Below are 15,035 nucleotides of genomic sequence, written 5' to 3' on the forward strand. Positions count from 1 at the left end.
AAAATCATAAAAAGAAATTTTTTATTCTTCTTTGCAAACTATATCAGCCAGATAAAGTTCATCATTTTCTTCAACTGTTATAGTTAAATTATCACTTTCTGATTCTGATATCTCCCCTGGCCCCTCTTTATCATAACAGCACACCTTTTAACACTGAGGCAGTGCATGTTTGGTCTAGATGCGTTTCATCTTGCGCGAATACAGTTCGCCTTTACCGTATCCTTTCATATTATTTTTCCGGCGATCACCATCGGCCTCGCGAGCTATCTCGCCGTGCTGGAAGGGCTGTGGCTGAAAACCAAAAATCCCGTCTGGCGCTCGCTGTACCATTTCTGGTCGAAGATCTTCGCCGTTAACTTCGGTATGGGCGTGGTCTCCGGTCTGGTGATGGCTTACCAGTTTGGCACCAACTGGAGCGGGTTTTCGCAATTCGCGGGCAGTATTACCGGCCCTCTGCTGACCTATGAAGTCCTTACCGCGTTCTTCCTTGAGGCGGGTTTCCTCGGAGTGATGTTATTTGGCTGGAATAAGGTCGGGCCGGGGCTGCATTTCTTCTCGACCTGCATGGTGGCGCTAGGGACCATCATTTCTACGTTCTGGATCCTCTCGTCAAACAGCTGGATGCAGACACCGCAAGGGTATGAAATCGTTAACGGTCAGGTTGTTCCGGTGGACTGGTTTGCCGTGGTGTTTAACCCCTCCTTCCCTTACCGCCTGCTGCACATGTCGATAGCGGCATTCCTCAGCAGCGCGCTGTTTGTCGGTGCCTCCGCGGCCTGGCATCTGCTGCGCGGAAACAGCACGCCCGCCATTCGCACCATGTTCTCTATGGCGTTGTGGATGACGTTGATCGTCGCTCCGATCCAGGCACTGGTGGGGGATATGCACGGGCTTAATACCTTAAAACACCAGCCAGCGAAAATAGCTGCCATTGAAGGCCACTGGGAGAATCTTCAGGGTGAACCTACTCCGCTGCTGCTTTTTGGCTGGCCGGATATGGAGCAGGAGCGGACCCGTTTTAGTCTGGCGATCCCCGCTCTCGGCAGCCTGATCCTGACCCACAGTCTCGATAAACAGGTGCCAGCACTAAAAGCGTTTCCGAAAGAAGATCGTCCGAACGCCACCATTGTCTTCTGGTCTTTCCGCATCATGGCCGGTTTAGGGATGTTGATGCTGATTCTGGGCGTGGCGGCAGTCTGGTTGCGTTACAAACAGCGCCTCTATACCTCACGTCCGTTCCTGTGGTTTGCCCTGCTGATGGGGCCGTCCGGGCTGATCGCGATCCTTGCCGGTTGGGTAACAACGGAAGTCGGCCGCCAGCCGTGGGTCGTCTATGGACTACAGCGTACGAAGGATGCAGTTTCCGCGCATGGCGATCTGCATATGAGTGTCAGTTTGCTGGCCTTCTTTGTGGTGTATACCGCAGTGTTCGGCGTGGGTTACAGCTATATGGTGCGTTTGATTAAAAAAGGGCCACAGCCCCAGGAGTCCTTCGCGACCGAATCCGTTGGCCGCCCTGCTCGTCCGCTTTCCGCCGTCACCACTGAATTTAAGGAGTAACCGTAGTGGGTATCGATCTTTCCATTATCTGGTTCGTTATTATCGTTTTCGCCACATTGATGTATATCGTGATGGATGGTTTTGACCTGGGCATAGGCATCCTGTTTCCGGCAACGCCAAATGCCGACGATCGCGACGTGATGGTCAACAGCGTGGCTCCCGTCTGGGACGGAAACGAAACCTGGCTGGTGCTTGGCGGTGCGGCCCTGTTTGGCGCTTTTCCTCTCGCCTATGCGGTCATCATCGACGCGCTAACCATTCCCCTGACAATAATGCTGATCGGGCTTATCTTTCGCGGAGTCGCCTTTGAATTTCGCTTCAAAGCGACTCCGGCGCACCGCCCGTTCTGGGATAAGGCTTTTATTGGCGGGTCGATTGTCGCAACCTTCAGTCAGGGCGTCACCGTCGGCGCGGTCATCCATGGGTTCAGCGTCACCGGTCGCGCATACAGCGGCGGTCCGTTTGACTGGTTTACCGCGTTTAACCTTTTCTGCGGCGCGGGTCTTGTGGTGGCTTACGCGCTGTCAGGATCAACGTGGCTGGTAATGAAAAGCGAAAATACCCTGCAACAGCGGATGCGCCAGATATCGAAAGTGCTCCTGCTTCTGCTTCTGGTATTCATTGCAGCAATCAGTATCTGGACGCCTCTGGCGCAACCGACCATTGCTGCGCGCTGGTTTACGCTGCCGAATCTGTTTTACCTGCTGCCCGTTCCTGCACTGGTTGTCATCCTCAGTCTGTGCCAGTGGCGCTGCCTGAACGATCCTGCGAGCCATACCCTGCCGTTTATCATGACGATAGGGCTGCTTTTCCTTGGGTTTATCGGGCTTGGGATCAGCATCTGGCCGCATATCATCCCGCCGGACATCACTCTCTGGCAGGCTGCCGCGCCAGCTCAAAGCCAGGGCTTTATGTTAGTGGGTGCACTGTTGATCATTCCCGTCATTCTGGTCTACACCTTCTGGAGTTATTACGTTTTTCGCGGAAAAGTACAGCATGGGGAGGGTTATCACTGATGCAACAACCTGTATGGAAACGTTTGATGTGGCTTGCCATCATCTGGGGCGGCAGCGTACTGGCGCTGGCATGCGTAAGTATGCTCTTCAAAATGCTGATGTCAGCGGCAGGCTTTAAATCGCACTAATTCGCTCACCGGGTGCGCCGCAGCCCGGTGCTTTCTCGCACTTTCAGATAAACCCCATTAACACTCGGGGGGGTATGGTTACACTGAAAAAATATTTACAGCATTGATAGTTTGAGAAGAAAAATGAAAAAGCTCGCGGCAGTAAGTTTAATCAGCCTCGCACTGGCTGGATGCGTTAATCCTGGTAAAGCCTCCGTTCAGACCGATCAGTTAGAGAATCACCGTTTCGTTCTCGAAAACGTGGATGGCAAAGCCGTTAAAGGCGGGAAAACCCAGCCAGAAATCCGCTTTAGTGCGCAGCCCAATATCAGCCTGATTAACAATATTGTCGTTTCCGGCACAATGTGCAACGGCTTCAACGGCCAGGGGAAACTGTCCGAAGGAGAGTTGACGGTCAAAACGCTGGCAATGACCCGGAAACTCTGCACCGAGCCGCAGCTTAATGAACTGGATCAGACCATCGCCGATATGCTACGCAAAGGCGCACAGGTTGACCTGACCGAGGACCAGTTAACGCTGGCGACAGCCGATAAGACATTGATGTTTAAGCGAGTAGAGTAACTCAGTAGCTTCCGCACGAACCTACGGCAAGCGACTGCTCACTACAGCGTTTGCCGTTTGGCAACGCGCACATGCCGATGGCGGAACCGTCGAGCTGACGGGCAACGGAAAGTGACCCTCCGATCATTGCGCAGTTAGCCTGACCTGAACTGGACATAGCCGCTCGCATACCCGGCGTAACGTGTGCCGCTGTCGCCTGCTGTACAGGTTCATTGCTGCATGCCGACAACAGTAACGCGGCACATCCTACCCAAAATGCTGAACGCATACCTTCCTCCCCGTAGTTAAAGCGAAACCTATGCATAATAGGCATCACGCGCCGCATCGTCGAGAGCGGATGTGCGTATTTATGCGCCCTGGTAACAATTTCTCGCAATTTTTTAACGCGAATAGCCATCCACTCATTGATACAGCGCATACCAGGACACAAAAGCGAAAATCGTAAAACCTGAGCTTTGCTAAAATACACAGATAATATTCAGGGTCTGTTGTCGTTTTACAGACCCCCTTTTTGCGCAATGTAAGGGTGTTGTCCTATGCAAACTATTGACGGCAATGGTGCAGTCGCGTCTGTTGCGTTTCGTACCAGCGAAGTAATCGCCATCTACCCTATCACCCCAAGTTCCACGATGGCTGAACAGGCAGACGCCTGGGCGGGTAATGGGGTTAAAAACGTCTGGGGCGATGTCCCGCGTGTCGTAGAGATGCAGTCCGAAGCTGGCGCCATTGCCACCGTGCATGGTGCGTTGCAGACCGGTGCCCTGTCGACCTCATTTACCTCGTCTCAGGGGCTGCTGTTGATGATCCCCACGCTTTATAAGCTGGCAGGACAATTAACGCCGTTTGTTTTGCACGTTGCCGCTCGCACCGTAGCCACGCACGCGCTCTCGATTTTTGGCGACCACTCGGACGTGATGGCCGTTCGTCAGACTGGCTGCGCCATGCTTTGCGCCAGCAGCGTGCAGGAAGCGCAGGACTTCGCGCTCATTTCGCATATCGCCACGCTGAAAAGCCGTGTGCCATTTATTCATTTCTTTGATGGTTTTCGCACCTCCCACGAGATCAATAAAATCGTTCCGCTGCCGGACGACACCCTTCTGAACCTGCTGCCGCAGGCTGACATTGATGCCCATCGCGCGCGTGCCCTCAATCCGGAACATCCGGTGATCCGGGGTACTTCTGCGAACCCGGATACCTATTTCCAGTCCCGCGAGGCGACAAACCCGTGGTACAACGCGGTCTATGAGCACGTTGAACGTGCTATGGACGATTTTGCCGCCGCGACGGGTCGCGAATATAAGCCGTTTGAATATTACGGTCATCCGCAGGCCGAGCGCGTGATCGTCCTGATGGGCTCCGCCATCGGCACCTGCGAAGAGGTGGTCGATGCGCTGCTGACGCGGGGTGAAAAAGTTGGCGTACTTAAAGTTCGCCTCTATCGCCCCTTCTCAGCGAAACATCTGCTCGCAGCCCTGCCGGACAGCGCACGTGCCGTGGCGGTGCTCGACCGCACCAAAGAGCCTGGCGCGCAGGCTGAACCACTTTATCTTGACGTGATGACCGCGCTGGCAGAGGCGTTTAACTCCGGTGAGCGTGAAACGCTGCCGCGCGTCATTGGCGGGCGTTATGGATTGTCTTCCAAAGAGTTCGGACCGGAGTGCGTCCTGGCGGTATTTGCTGAACTGCGGGAGTCAAAACCGAAGCCGCGCTTTACGGTCGGCATTTATGATGACGTAACTAACCTTTCCCTCCCTTTGCCAGAAAACACCCTGCCTTCGAATGCGAAACTGGAAGCGCTGTTCTACGGCCTGGGCAGCGACGGCAGCGTCTCGGCGACCAAGAACAACATCAAAATTATCGGCAATTCCACGCCGTGGTATGCGCAAGGCTATTTCGTCTACGACTCCAAAAAAGCGGGCGGGCTGACCGTCTCCCACCTGCGCGTCAGCGAACACCCGATCCGCTCGGCATACCTGATTTCTCAGGCAGATTTTGTTGGCTGTCACCAGCTCCAGTTCATTGATAAATACCAGATGGCCGAGCGCCTGAAGCCCGGCGGTATTTTCCTGATCAACACCCCTTACAGCGCCGATGAGGTCTGGGCGCGTCTGCCCCAGGAAGTCCAGGCGGTACTGAACCAGAAACAGGCGCGCCTGTACGTCATCAACGCCGCGAAGATCGCCCGCGAATGCGGCCTGGCCGCGCGTATCAATACGGTCATGCAGATGGCGTTCTTCCATCTGACCAATATTCTGCCGGGTGACAGTGCGCTGATGGAACTTCAGGGGGCGATCGCCAAAAGCTACAGCAGCAAAGGTCAGGAGCTGGTTGAGCGCAACTGGCAAGCGCTGGCGCTGGCGCGCGAGTCGCTGTTCGCGGTGCCGTTGCAGCCGGTCAATGCCAGCAGCCCGAACCGGCCACCCGTGGTGTCTGACGCCGCCCCGGATTTCGTCAAAACCGTCACGGCGGCGATGCTTGCGGGGTTGGGCGATACCCTTCCCGTCTCTGCGCTTCCGCCTGACGGCACCTGGCCGATGGGCACAACCCGCTGGGAAAAACGCAATATTGCCGAAGCGATCCCTATCTGGAAAGAAGAGCTGTGCACCCAGTGCAACCACTGCGTCGCGGCCTGCCCGCACTCCGCCATTCGCGCCAAAGTGGTCTCGCCAGAAGCGTTGGCTGCCGCACCGGAGAGTCTGCACTCGCTGGATGTAAAATCCCGCGATATGCGCGGCCAGAAATATGTTCTTCAGGTGGCGCCGGAAGACTGTACCGGCTGTAACCTGTGCGTCGAGGTGTGCCCGGCGAAAGATCGTCAGGATCCGTCAATCAAAGCCATCAATATGATGTCGCGTCTGGAACATGTTGAAGAAGAGAAAGTGAATTATGATTTCTTCCTCGACCTGCCTGAAATCGATCGCAATAAGCTGGAACGCATTGACATTCGTACCTCGCAGCTCATCACCCCGCTCTTCGAGTACTCTGGGGCGTGCTCAGGCTGCGGCGAAACGCCGTATATCAAACTGCTTACCCAGCTTTACGGCGACCGGATGCTGATTGCCAACGCGACGGGCTGTTCGTCCATCTACGGGGGGAATCTGCCGTCCACGCCTTATACCACCGACGCGAATGGCCGCGGTCCGGCGTGGGCAAACTCGCTTTTCGAGGATAACGCAGAATTTGGTCTGGGGTTCCGTCTGACGGTCGATCAGCACCGCGCCCGCGTAATGCGTTTGCTGGCACAGTTTGCCGATAAGATCCCGGCGGAACTGAATGACGCGCTGCATGCGGAGGCCACACCTGACGTTCGTCGTGCCCAGGTTGCTGAACTGCGTAACGCGCTTCAGGGTACTGAGGGGGCTGAACAACTGCTGACCGATGCGGACGCGCTGGTAGAAAAATCTGTCTGGCTGATTGGCGGTGACGGATGGGCCTATGATATTGGGTTTGGTGGTCTTGATCACGTCCTGAGCCTGACCGAAAACGTCAATATTCTGGTGCTCGATACTCAGTGTTATTCCAACACCGGCGGACAGGCATCAAAAGCAACGCCATTGGGTGCGGTCACGAAATTTGGTGAGCATGGCAAGCGCAAGGCGCGGAAAGATCTGGGCGTCAGCATGATGATGTATGGACACGTCTACGTCGCGCAGATTTCGCTGGGCGCGCAGCTTAACCAGACGGTGAAAGCCATACAGGAAGCAGAGGCGTATCCTGGCCCGTCGCTGATCATCGCCTACAGCCCGTGTGAAGAGCATGGCTACGATCTGGCGTTCAGTCACGACCAGATGCGTCAGCTCACCGCTACCGGCTTCTGGCCGCTGTACCGCTTTGATCCGCGCCGTGCCGATGAAGGGAAATTACCGCTGGCACTGGATTCGCGTCCGCCGTCAGACGCGCTTGCCGAAACCTTACTTCAGGAGCAGCGTTTCCGCCGACTGAACGCCCAACAACCAGAAATAGCGGAGCAGCTATGGAAGGATGCGGCAGCGGATCTTCAGAAGCGATATGACTTCCTGGCGCAACTTGCAGGGAAAGCCGAAAAATCGACCAGTGATTAATCCCTGTGCCCGGCTTGTCCGGGCATTTTTTTGCCAGAAAAAAAGCCCGATGCACGTGCACCGGGCTAATCCAGAAGATCGGTGAAAATTGCCTCAACGTTCTGAGAAATATTCACATGAATTATGGATGAAGAAATCTTAAAGGCATATAACGGCGTGGAGATTACCCTATTTCACTCATGATTAATAATTTTTATTTTGTATTGATTCCAACAACTCATTCACTGCGTCAATCGTTATTTCAATCGCATCATTTGGTTTAGATTTTACTTAACCCGTAACAATTATAATTTATTCATCCGCCGCCAGAGTGATTTAGCATGGGACACCTTTCCAGCCCGGAAAGTTCACTAAGCAATAAAAAAATAACTGCAAAGGAATAATCAAAATGCAAAGAAAAGTACTGGCACTGATGATCCCCGCTCTGTTAATGGCTGGAGCAACCCACGCAGCTGAAATTTATAATAAAGACGGCAATAAACTGGATCTGTATGGCAAAGTAGATGGTCTGCATTATTTCTCTGACGACACATCTAAAGATGGCGACCAAACCTATATGCGACTGGGCTTCAAAGGTGAAACCCAAATCAACGACATGATGACCGGCTTCGCACAGTGGGAATACAACATTCAGGCAAACAACACCGAAGGGTCTGACAATCAGTCCTGGACGCGTCTGGCCTTCGCGGGTGTGAAGTTTGGTGACTACGGCTCCTTCGATTATGGCCGTAACTATGGCGTCCTGTACGACGTGGAAGGCTGGACCGATATGCTGCCAGAATTTGGTGGCGACTCTTATACTAACGCCGATAACTTTATGACTGGTCGTGCAAACGGCGTGGCGACCTATCGTAACACCGACTTCTTTGGTCTGGTGCAGGGTCTGGACTTCGCGGTGCAGTATCAGGGTAATAATGAAGATGCCAGCAACAATCAGGAAGGCACCAACAATGGCCGCGATGTACGTCATGAGAATGGCGACGGTTATGGTCTCTCCGCGACATATGATTTCGGCATGGGCTTCAGCGCGGGTGCGGCATATGCCTCTTCTGACCGTACCAACGATCAAGTAAGTGTTGGCACAGGCGCAGCATCTCAATATGCAGGTGGCGATAAGGCAGATGCATGGACTGCTGGCCTGAAATATGACGCTAACAATATTTACCTGGCGGCAATGTATTCCGAAACTCGCAATATGACCCCTTATGGTTCAACCGATAGTCATGATGGCGGTGGTATCGCTAATAAAACCCAGAACTTTGAAGTGACCGCACAATATCAGTTTGACTTCGGCCTGCGTCCGGCTATTTCGTATTTACAGTCCAAAGGTAAAGATCTGGGCAATGGCCAGGACGATAAAGATCTGGTGAAATATGCTGATGTAGGGGCTACCTACTATTTCAACAAAAATATGTCCACCTATGTTGATTATAAAATCAACCTGCTGGATGAAGATGATTCCTTCTACAAAAACAATGGCATCGGCACCGATGACATCGTAGCGTTAGGTCTGGTTTACCAGTTCTAATCCCGTTAGCCCGCAGCGTTCTGCGGGCTAATTTTTTATCTCTGTTTCGCCTCTTCTTTGCGGAAAGAGAGATAGCCAATTACCCCGCTGTCGCCATCCGCAGGATGATTTACCCCATCCATTACCACCACCTCCGGGAAGTCGAAAGGCGTGACATTTTCCAGACAGGCGACATTCACACCATATTCATTGGGATTGGAACGCCGTTGATGGAACGTATAAATACCGCAGATCGAGCAGAAGAAATGGCGCGCCGTGCCGGTGTTGAAACGGTACTCTGTGAGCGCATCCGCGCCCTGCGTCACCTTAATGCCCGTTAATGGCGCGGAAACCACTACCGCTCCACGCATCCTGCAAAATGAACAGCTACATCGACGTGCGGTATTCAGGCCATCCGTCAGCTCAACTGTAAATTTCACCGTCCCACAATGACACTGTGCAAGACGAATGTCAGCCATCGTTTATACCCCTTTTCTCACTAACTCAGCGGCTTTTAGAAAAACCTCATCTTCGACACCATCTCCCTTCTGTCTGCCGAGCCTCACCAGCTCGTCGACAATACTTTCACGGTTGATGATCTTCTGCGATGAAACCAGCCCAATTACGGCAGCGCCAATCGCCAGCCCAACTAATCCTGTTTGTTCGTCTTTATTCTTCATAGAAGTGCTCCCTTGTCCCTTTCAAAAAGCGTAGCAGGAGTACTGTAAAACGCGCTGGTACGCAGGTATGAGATCCGTGCTTTATCGCCCGGCAAAACAGGGGATCGGTTATCAGACAATGTTGACGAGGATAGGGTGGATAGCAATGCCGTAATTTAGGTTAAAACCGCCTTCGTAAAGGCGGCTTGTCATCACTCTGGTTCTTTATCACCTGATTCAGGCGCTGAGCCAGGATCATCTTTCGGTTTTTTTCCATCCTTTTCCGGGTTTTCCGGGCTGGGGTTATAATCAGGATGGTCACCATTAACGGGACGGTCAGTCATTTTCACCTCCGTTTTTACTGCGTAAGCTGTAAGTGTAGACAACCCTTCAGTCTTAACCAAACTTCTCCTGTGGGGCTCATTTGTAAATCGTGCTGGCATTCGTCGCTGCAATCCGTACCATACACGGCACACTTTCGCATGCTGGTTTTTACCGGCAGCCGCAAACCCGTCTTTAATTGCTAACCAGATGGGGCACGAAAATGCGCTGATGGTGTATGAAATCTATGCTACATGGATAGAAGAGATGAACACGAAGCTGACGCTTTGAAGTCGTTTTCCTCACCCTGTGCCCCATTTGAGATCTGAGTAACGTATAAATGCAACAAAATCAAGAAATTAACAAAAAAGAACAGTACAACCTGAATAAACTGCAAAAGCGACTGCGCCGTAACGTGGGCGAAGCCATTGCAGACTTCAACATGATTGAAGAAGGCGATCGCATCATGGTCTGCCTGTCGGGCGGAAAAGACAGCTATACCATGCTGGAGATCCTGCGCAATCTTCAGCAAAGCGCACCGGTGAACTTTTCCCTGGTCGCGGTTAACCTCGATCAAAAACAGCCAGGTTTCCCGGAGCATATCCTGCCGGAGTACCTGGAAAACCTGGGCGTTGAGTACAAAATCGTAGAAGAGAATACCTACGGCATTGTTAAAGAGAAGATCCCAGAGGGCAAAACGACCTGCTCGCTCTGCTCACGTTTACGTCGCGGCATTCTGTACCGCACCGCAACTGAACTGGGCGCCACCAAAATTGCGCTTGGTCATCACCGGGACGACATTCTGCAAACGCTGTTTCTGAATATGTTCTACGGCGGCAAAATGAAGGGAATGCCACCGAAGCTGATGAGCGATGACGGCAAACACATCGTGATCCGCCCACTCGCCTACTGCCGCGAGAAAGACATTGAGCGTTTTTCTCAGGCCAAAGCCTTCCCTATCATTCCGTGCAATCTGTGCGGCTCACAGCCGAACCTGCAACGTCAGGTCATTGGCGACATGCTGCGTGACTGGGATAAACGCTATCCGGGCCGCATCGAAACCATGTTCAGCGCCATGCAGAACGTGGTGCCTTCGCACCTCGCGGATGTTGAACTGTTCGATTTCAAAGGGATTAACCACGGATCAGAGGTGGTAAATGGCGGGGATCTGGCGTTTGACCGGGAAGAGATCCCGATGCAACCGGCTGGCTGGCAGCCAGAGGAAGAAGATGCGCAATTCGATGAACTGCGCCTGAACGTGGTAGAAGTCAAATAACCTGACCGCGTCTCAGACATTGCTTCTGAGACGCGCTTTAAGTTTACTTCAGCAGCCGAACGCGGCAGGTTTTCCCTTTAATCTTCCCGCCCTGCAACTGTTTCCAGGCCTTCTGCGCAACCGACTGGCGAACCGCTACGTAGACATGCGCAGGATGGACAATGATCTTGCCAATATCTGCCCCGTCGAGACCGATATCCCCTGTTAATGCCCCCAGAACGTCACCGGGACGCATTTTAGCCTTTTTACCACCGTCGATGCACAGCGTGGCCATTTCCGCCACCAGCGGAGCAATGCTGATATTACCTGGGGCACTCACCCAGTTAAGTTTCAGTTGCAGCATTTCCGCAAGAATATTGGCGCGTTGCGCCTCTTCAGGTGCACAGAAGCTGATGGCGAGACCACTGTTACCCGCACGTGCGGTACGCCCGATACGGTGGACATGCACTTCCGGATCCCATGCCAGTTCGAAATTGACCACCAGCTCAAGCGATTTGATATCCAGGCCACGGGCAGCGACATCCGTTGCAACCAGCACGCGAGCGCTGCCGTTAGCGAAACGTACCAGCGTCTGATCGCGATCGCGCTGTTCCAGATCGCCATGCAGCGATAATGCGCTCTGCCCGGCGTCATTCAGGGCATCGCATACCGCCTGACAATCTTTTTTGGTATTACAGAACACCACGCAGGACGCAGGCTGGTGTAGGCTCAGCAATTTTTGTAGCAGTGGAATTTTGCCCTGCTGCGATGTCTCGAAGAACTGCTGCTCAATCGCTGGCAACGCATCGACAGTATCGATTTCAATGGTCAGGGGGTTCTTCTGCACACGCCCGCTGATCGCCGCAATGGCCTCTGGCCAGGTGGCAGAAAAGAGCAGCGTCTGACGTGTGGCTGGCGCAAAGCGGATCACTTCGTCAATCGCATCGCTGAAACCCATATCCAGCATGCGGTCAGCTTCATCCATCACCAGCGTTTGCAGTGCGTCGAGTGAAACGGTGCCTTTTTGCAGGTGATCAAGCAGACGACCCGGCGTGGCCACAATGATATGCGGCGCATGCTGAAGGGAATCGCGCTGCGCACCGAACGGTTGCCCGCCGCAGAGCGTTAAAATTTTGGTGTTAGGCAAAAAACGCGCCAGGCGACGCAACTCCCCCGCGACCTGGTCGGCCAGCTCACGCGTCGGGCAGAGTATCAGGGACTGGGTCTGAAACAGGGTTGCATCAATGTGTTGTAACAGACCCAGACCGAATGCAGCCGTTTTTCCACTGCCGGTTTTCGCCTGCACGCGCACGTCACGGCCTTCGAGGATGGCCGGCAGCGCGGCGGCCTGGACGGGGGTCATAGTCAGGTAGCCCAACTCATTCAGGTTAGACAGTTGGGCTTCAGGCAGAACGTTCAGCGTGGAAAAAGCGGTCACAATATACTCTCGTGGTGATGATTGCAGTCAGATGGCGCGTATCCTCGCAGATCTCCGCTAACGATGCGACAATTTAATCGGTTCTTCATCCGGCGGCGGATCTGGCATCGGCTGCGGACGTGGGACAGGATCGGGTATCGGCGTCGGATCGGTGGGCACCGGATCGGACTGCCAGGTGTTCAGGCGTTGCAGGGCAAGTAGCATACTCATCTTTTCCTCCTGATTAGGGTGCTGACCCCTAAAGGGTAGACGCAGATAAACAGGAGGCAAAAAAAAGCCGACTATGAAGTCGGCGTCGTACGAATCAATTGTGCTATGCAGTAATTCAAAAAAAGGAAGTAAGACAATATGGAGCGCAACGCCCATCGCTTGACGTTGCATTCACCTGCGGGAGTAATATTGCACCTAACATGGTAGGAGTTTATTGACTTCGCTCAATTAAAATGTCGTTTTGAAGCACCCGATTCGTTTGAAAATGCGCAATTTTACAGCCATTTACTACGATGCAACCACCATGCAACACCCCCAATCAAAACCACTAACATGACGCAAAACGTGGTGAAGCCATAGTGATATTCACCGCCGGGGATCCCGCCGAGGTTCACGCCAAACAGCCCTGTTAAGAACGTACTCGGTAAAAAGACCATCGCCATCAACGACATGGTGTACGTTCTCCTGGCTAACGACTCCTGCATCACTTGCGCAATCTCGTCCGCCATGACTGCCGTTCGGGCGATACACGAGTCAATCTCGTCCAGACCACGTCCCAGCCGGTCTGCGATATCCTGCATTCTGCGGCGCTGATCGTCGTTCATCCAGCTCATGCGTTCGCTGGCCAGTCGCGCATAAACGTCGCGCTGCGGGGTCATATAGCGGCGCATCACGATGAGCTGCTTACGCAGCAACGCCAGAAAACCACGCGGGGGGATTTGCTGATCGAGCAGATTATCTTCCAGATCGATGATTTTATCGTGGAGTTCTTCTATAAACTCGCTGGCATGATCGGTCAGTGCATCACACACATCCACCAGCCAGCTACCGCAATCCGTAGGCCCCGTTCCCTCTTTCAGGTCGTTAATGACGTCATCCAGCGCGAGCACTTTTCGCTGGCGGGTGGAAACAATCAGCCGTTCATCCATATAAACGCGCATTGCCACCAGCTGATCAGGTCGTTCATCCGTACTGCCGTTTATACATCGCAGCGTAATTAACGTGCCTTCACCCATCCGGCTTACGCGGGGTCTGAGACTTTCACCCGCCAGCGCATCCCGAACGTTGTTGGGCAATAGCGGCGTGGACGCGAGCCACTCGGCGCTGTCCGGGTGCGTGTAGTTGAGGTGCAGCCAGCATGGATGTTCGCTGTCGATGTGATCCTGATCTTCAAGCGGCCTTGCGCCGCCACGTCCATCAAACACCCATGCAAAAACTGCGTCCGGTACGTTAACCTCAGACCCTTTAATGCTCTCCACAGCGCCTCCACCGTTTTATCTCTTTCGGTGTCAGTCTAGCTTTCGCCGGGGGTTAAGCAATAATTATGTGAGGCATCGTCCTGAATACGCTCAGGAATTCACCGCCCACTCGCGGCTACTTAACGCATTGTCAGTCACGTACTCATTTTCCAGACGGAAATTGCGGGTTCGTGTCTGGAGTTCAATCACCTGATTGCGCAGTACATCGGACGAACCATTGAGTTCTTCAACCATCGACACGTTACTCTGCGTGACGCGTTCCAGCTCTGACAATGCCTGCGTAATTTGTGAAATGCCTTTTTCCTGTTCTGATGTTGAAGCGGAGATTTCATCCATCAGTCTGCTTACATTGCCCGAACCGGTAACAATGTCATGCATGTTTTTTTCGGCTTCAGAGACCACGTTAACGCCCTGCGTTACGTTATGGCTGGTGACTTCAATCAAGGACTTGATATTTTTTGCCGCTTCGGCGCTACGATGCGCCAGGCTTCTGACCTCACCAGCCACCACAGAAAACCCTTTACCATGATCCCCCGCTCTTGCCGCTTCAACGGCGGCGTTAAGCGCCAGAATATTGGTCTGGAAAGCGATACCGTCAATCAGCGAGATAATCTCTGTCATTTGCTGGGCGCAGTCGGTAATCGACTGCATATTGTTCGCGACCTGTCCCATTAACTCTCCGCCTTTACGCGCCTGCAACGTCGCGATATTCGCCTGCTCGCTGGCTAAACGGGTATTGTCGGCATTATTTTTTGTACTGGCAGCCATCTGTTCCATACTGGCTGCCGTTTGCACCAGCGAAGCTGACTGCTGTTCTGTTTTAACGGAAAGCTGCGCGCTGCGTGAAGAGAGTTGATCTGAAAGGGTCATCGCGGTTTGCGAGGAGGCGCGGATCTCACGGACCAGCGTTGCTATATTGCTGGAGAGACTATTAATCCCCGGGATCAGTCGTCCCGCGCATTTGTTGCCAAATTCAGGGATCGACACGCCCAGTTTGCGACTTTGGACTTTGTTGAATAAATCGAACTTTTGCTGAGTTGAAGGATCAGATCACGCATCT

14 protein-coding genes and 2 pseudogenes are annotated in these 15,035 nt (G+C 53.3%); 8 read left to right on the plus strand and 8 right to left on the minus strand.

The annotated features are described in order from the left end of the window. Positions 1-165: 165 nt before the first annotated feature. The 4 genes from ACOTX7_RS19380 to hslJ all read left to right on the plus strand — a co-directional run bounded on the left by ACOTX7_RS19380 (position 166) and on the right by hslJ (position 3,265). Positions 166-1,560, plus strand: a complete 1,395-nt coding sequence (locus ACOTX7_RS19380) for a cytochrome ubiquinol oxidase subunit I (protein ID WP_221256053.1) — start codon at positions 166-168, stop codon at positions 1,558-1,560. Between the two features lie 5 nt (positions 1,561-1,565). Beyond that, positions 1,566-2,576 (plus strand): cytochrome d ubiquinol oxidase subunit II, encoded by a 1,011-nt coding sequence (gene cydB / locus ACOTX7_RS19385; protein WP_006810765.1) that lies wholly within the window; start codon positions 1,566-1,568, stop codon positions 2,574-2,576. Beyond that, complete coding sequence (locus ACOTX7_RS19390; RefSeq protein ID WP_048339493.1) at positions 2,576-2,704, plus strand: DUF2474 domain-containing protein; 129 nt, start codon at positions 2,576-2,578, stop codon at positions 2,702-2,704. The genes cydB and ACOTX7_RS19390 overlap by 1 nt, the downstream gene beginning before the upstream one ends. 123 nt (positions 2,705-2,827) lie before the next feature. Then, positions 2,828-3,265, plus strand: a complete 438-nt coding sequence (gene hslJ / locus ACOTX7_RS19395) for a heat shock protein HslJ (protein WP_047354879.1) — start codon at positions 2,828-2,830, stop codon at positions 3,263-3,265. 1 nt (position 3,266) lies between these two features. On the opposite strand, the gene ACOTX7_RS19400 is transcribed toward hslJ, so the two are convergent. Beyond that, positions 3,267-3,533, minus strand: a complete 267-nt coding sequence (locus ACOTX7_RS19400) for a DUF333 domain-containing protein (RefSeq protein WP_003856935.1) — start codon at positions 3,531-3,533, stop codon at positions 3,267-3,269. A gap of 268 nt (positions 3,534-3,801) precedes the next feature. On the opposite strand from ACOTX7_RS19400, the gene nifJ reads away from it, so the two are divergent. Together nifJ and ompC are read left to right on the plus strand one after the other, a co-directional pair. Beyond that, on the plus strand, positions 3,802-7,326 hold the full coding sequence (gene nifJ, locus ACOTX7_RS19405) for a pyruvate:ferredoxin (flavodoxin) oxidoreductase (RefSeq protein ID WP_221256054.1): 3,525 nt from the start codon (positions 3,802-3,804) through the stop codon (positions 7,324-7,326). A 388-nt stretch (positions 7,327-7,714) separates the two neighbouring features. Further along, positions 7,715-8,854, plus strand: a complete 1,140-nt coding sequence (ompC, locus tag ACOTX7_RS19410; RefSeq protein ID WP_221813263.1) for a porin OmpC — start codon at positions 7,715-7,717, stop codon at positions 8,852-8,854. 35 nt (positions 8,855-8,889) lie between these two features. Here the strand turns inward: ompC and ACOTX7_RS19415 are convergent, their stop codons facing one another. The 3 genes from ACOTX7_RS19415 to ACOTX7_RS19425 form a co-directional block, all read right to left on the minus strand. Further along, on the minus strand, positions 8,890-9,312 hold the full coding sequence (locus ACOTX7_RS19415; protein WP_221256055.1) for a GFA family protein: 423 nt from the start codon (positions 9,310-9,312) through the stop codon (positions 8,890-8,892). Positions 9,313-9,315: 3 nt separating this feature from the next. Next, on the minus strand, positions 9,316-9,513 hold the full coding sequence (locus tag ACOTX7_RS19420; RefSeq protein ID WP_003856931.1) for a hypothetical protein: 198 nt from the start codon (positions 9,511-9,513) through the stop codon (positions 9,316-9,318). Positions 9,514-9,704: 191 nt separating this feature from the next. Continuing rightward, on the minus strand, positions 9,705-9,836 hold the full coding sequence (locus ACOTX7_RS19425) for a hypothetical protein (protein ID WP_260630815.1): 132 nt from the start codon (positions 9,834-9,836) through the stop codon (positions 9,705-9,707). Positions 9,837-9,906: 70 nt separating this feature from the next. Here ACOTX7_RS19425 and ACOTX7_RS19430 point away from each other — a divergent pair. After that, a pseudogene (locus ACOTX7_RS19430) lies at positions 9,907-10,104 on the plus strand (tyrosine-type recombinase/integrase); the annotation flags it as partial. A gap of 49 nt (positions 10,105-10,153) precedes the next feature. Further along, a complete protein-coding gene (ttcA, locus tag ACOTX7_RS19435) occupies positions 10,154-11,089 on the plus strand; it encodes a tRNA 2-thiocytidine(32) synthetase TtcA (RefSeq protein ID WP_001186974.1) in 936 nt (311 codons plus the stop codon). A 43-nt stretch (positions 11,090-11,132) separates the two neighbouring features. On the opposite strand, the gene dbpA is transcribed toward ttcA, so the two are convergent. From dbpA to ACOTX7_RS19455, 4 genes and pseudogenes are all read right to left on the minus strand, one after another. After that, positions 11,133-12,506, minus strand: a complete 1,374-nt coding sequence (gene dbpA / locus ACOTX7_RS19440; RefSeq protein ID WP_221256057.1) for an ATP-dependent RNA helicase DbpA — start codon at positions 12,504-12,506, stop codon at positions 11,133-11,135. A 57-nt stretch (positions 12,507-12,563) separates the two neighbouring features. Then, positions 12,564-12,710, minus strand: coding sequence for a hypothetical protein (locus ACOTX7_RS19445; RefSeq protein ID WP_275427718.1), 147 nt, complete (start codon positions 12,708-12,710; stop codon positions 12,564-12,566). A gap of 281 nt (positions 12,711-12,991) precedes the next feature. Beyond that, positions 12,992-13,975: a zinc transporter ZntB gene (gene zntB, locus ACOTX7_RS19450; RefSeq protein ID WP_006810774.1), complete on the minus strand. Its 984-nt coding sequence runs from the start codon at positions 13,973-13,975 to the stop codon at positions 12,992-12,994. A gap of 90 nt (positions 13,976-14,065) precedes the next feature. Beyond that, a pseudogene (locus ACOTX7_RS19455) lies at positions 14,066-14,986 on the minus strand (methyl-accepting chemotaxis protein); the annotation flags it as partial. Between the last annotated feature and the right edge of the window lie 49 nt (positions 14,987-15,035).

Source organism: Enterobacter cloacae complex sp. IR5418, assembly GCF_049238105.1.
Classification (GTDB): domain Bacteria; phylum Pseudomonadota; class Gammaproteobacteria; order Enterobacterales; family Enterobacteriaceae; genus Enterobacter; species Enterobacter hormaechei.

Excerpts from the sequence above, each read along its gene's own strand:
- ACOTX7_RS19380 (WP_221256053.1), top strand. The coding sequence starts at position 166 with ATGTTTGGTCTAGATGCGTTTCATCTTGCGCGAATACAGTTCGCCTTT.
- ACOTX7_RS19390 (WP_048339493.1), top strand. The coding sequence starts at position 2,576 with ATGCAACAACCTGTATGGAAACGTTTGATGTGGCTTGCCATCATCTGG.
- hslJ (WP_047354879.1), top strand. The coding sequence starts at position 2,828 with ATGAAAAAGCTCGCGGCAGTAAGTTTAATCAGCCTCGCACTGGCTGGA.
- ACOTX7_RS19400 (WP_003856935.1), bottom strand. The coding sequence starts at position 3,533 with ATGCGTTCAGCATTTTGGGTAGGATGTGCCGCGTTACTGTTGTCGGCA.
- nifJ (WP_221256054.1), top strand. The coding sequence starts at position 3,802 with ATGCAAACTATTGACGGCAATGGTGCAGTCGCGTCTGTTGCGTTTCGT.
- ompC (WP_221813263.1), top strand. The coding sequence starts at position 7,715 with ATGCAAAGAAAAGTACTGGCACTGATGATCCCCGCTCTGTTAATGGCT.
- ACOTX7_RS19415 (WP_221256055.1), bottom strand. The coding sequence starts at position 9,312 with ATGGCTGACATTCGTCTTGCACAGTGTCATTGTGGGACGGTGAAATTT.
- ACOTX7_RS19420 (WP_003856931.1), bottom strand. The coding sequence starts at position 9,513 with ATGAAGAATAAAGACGAACAAACAGGATTAGTTGGGCTGGCGATTGGC.
- ACOTX7_RS19425 (WP_260630815.1), bottom strand. The coding sequence starts at position 9,836 with ATGACTGACCGTCCCGTTAATGGTGACCATCCTGATTATAACCCCAGC.
- ttcA (WP_001186974.1), top strand. The coding sequence starts at position 10,154 with ATGCAACAAAATCAAGAAATTAACAAAAAAGAACAGTACAACCTGAAT.
- ACOTX7_RS19445 (WP_275427718.1), bottom strand. The coding sequence starts at position 12,710 with ATGCTACTTGCCCTGCAACGCCTGAACACCTGGCAGTCCGATCCGGTG.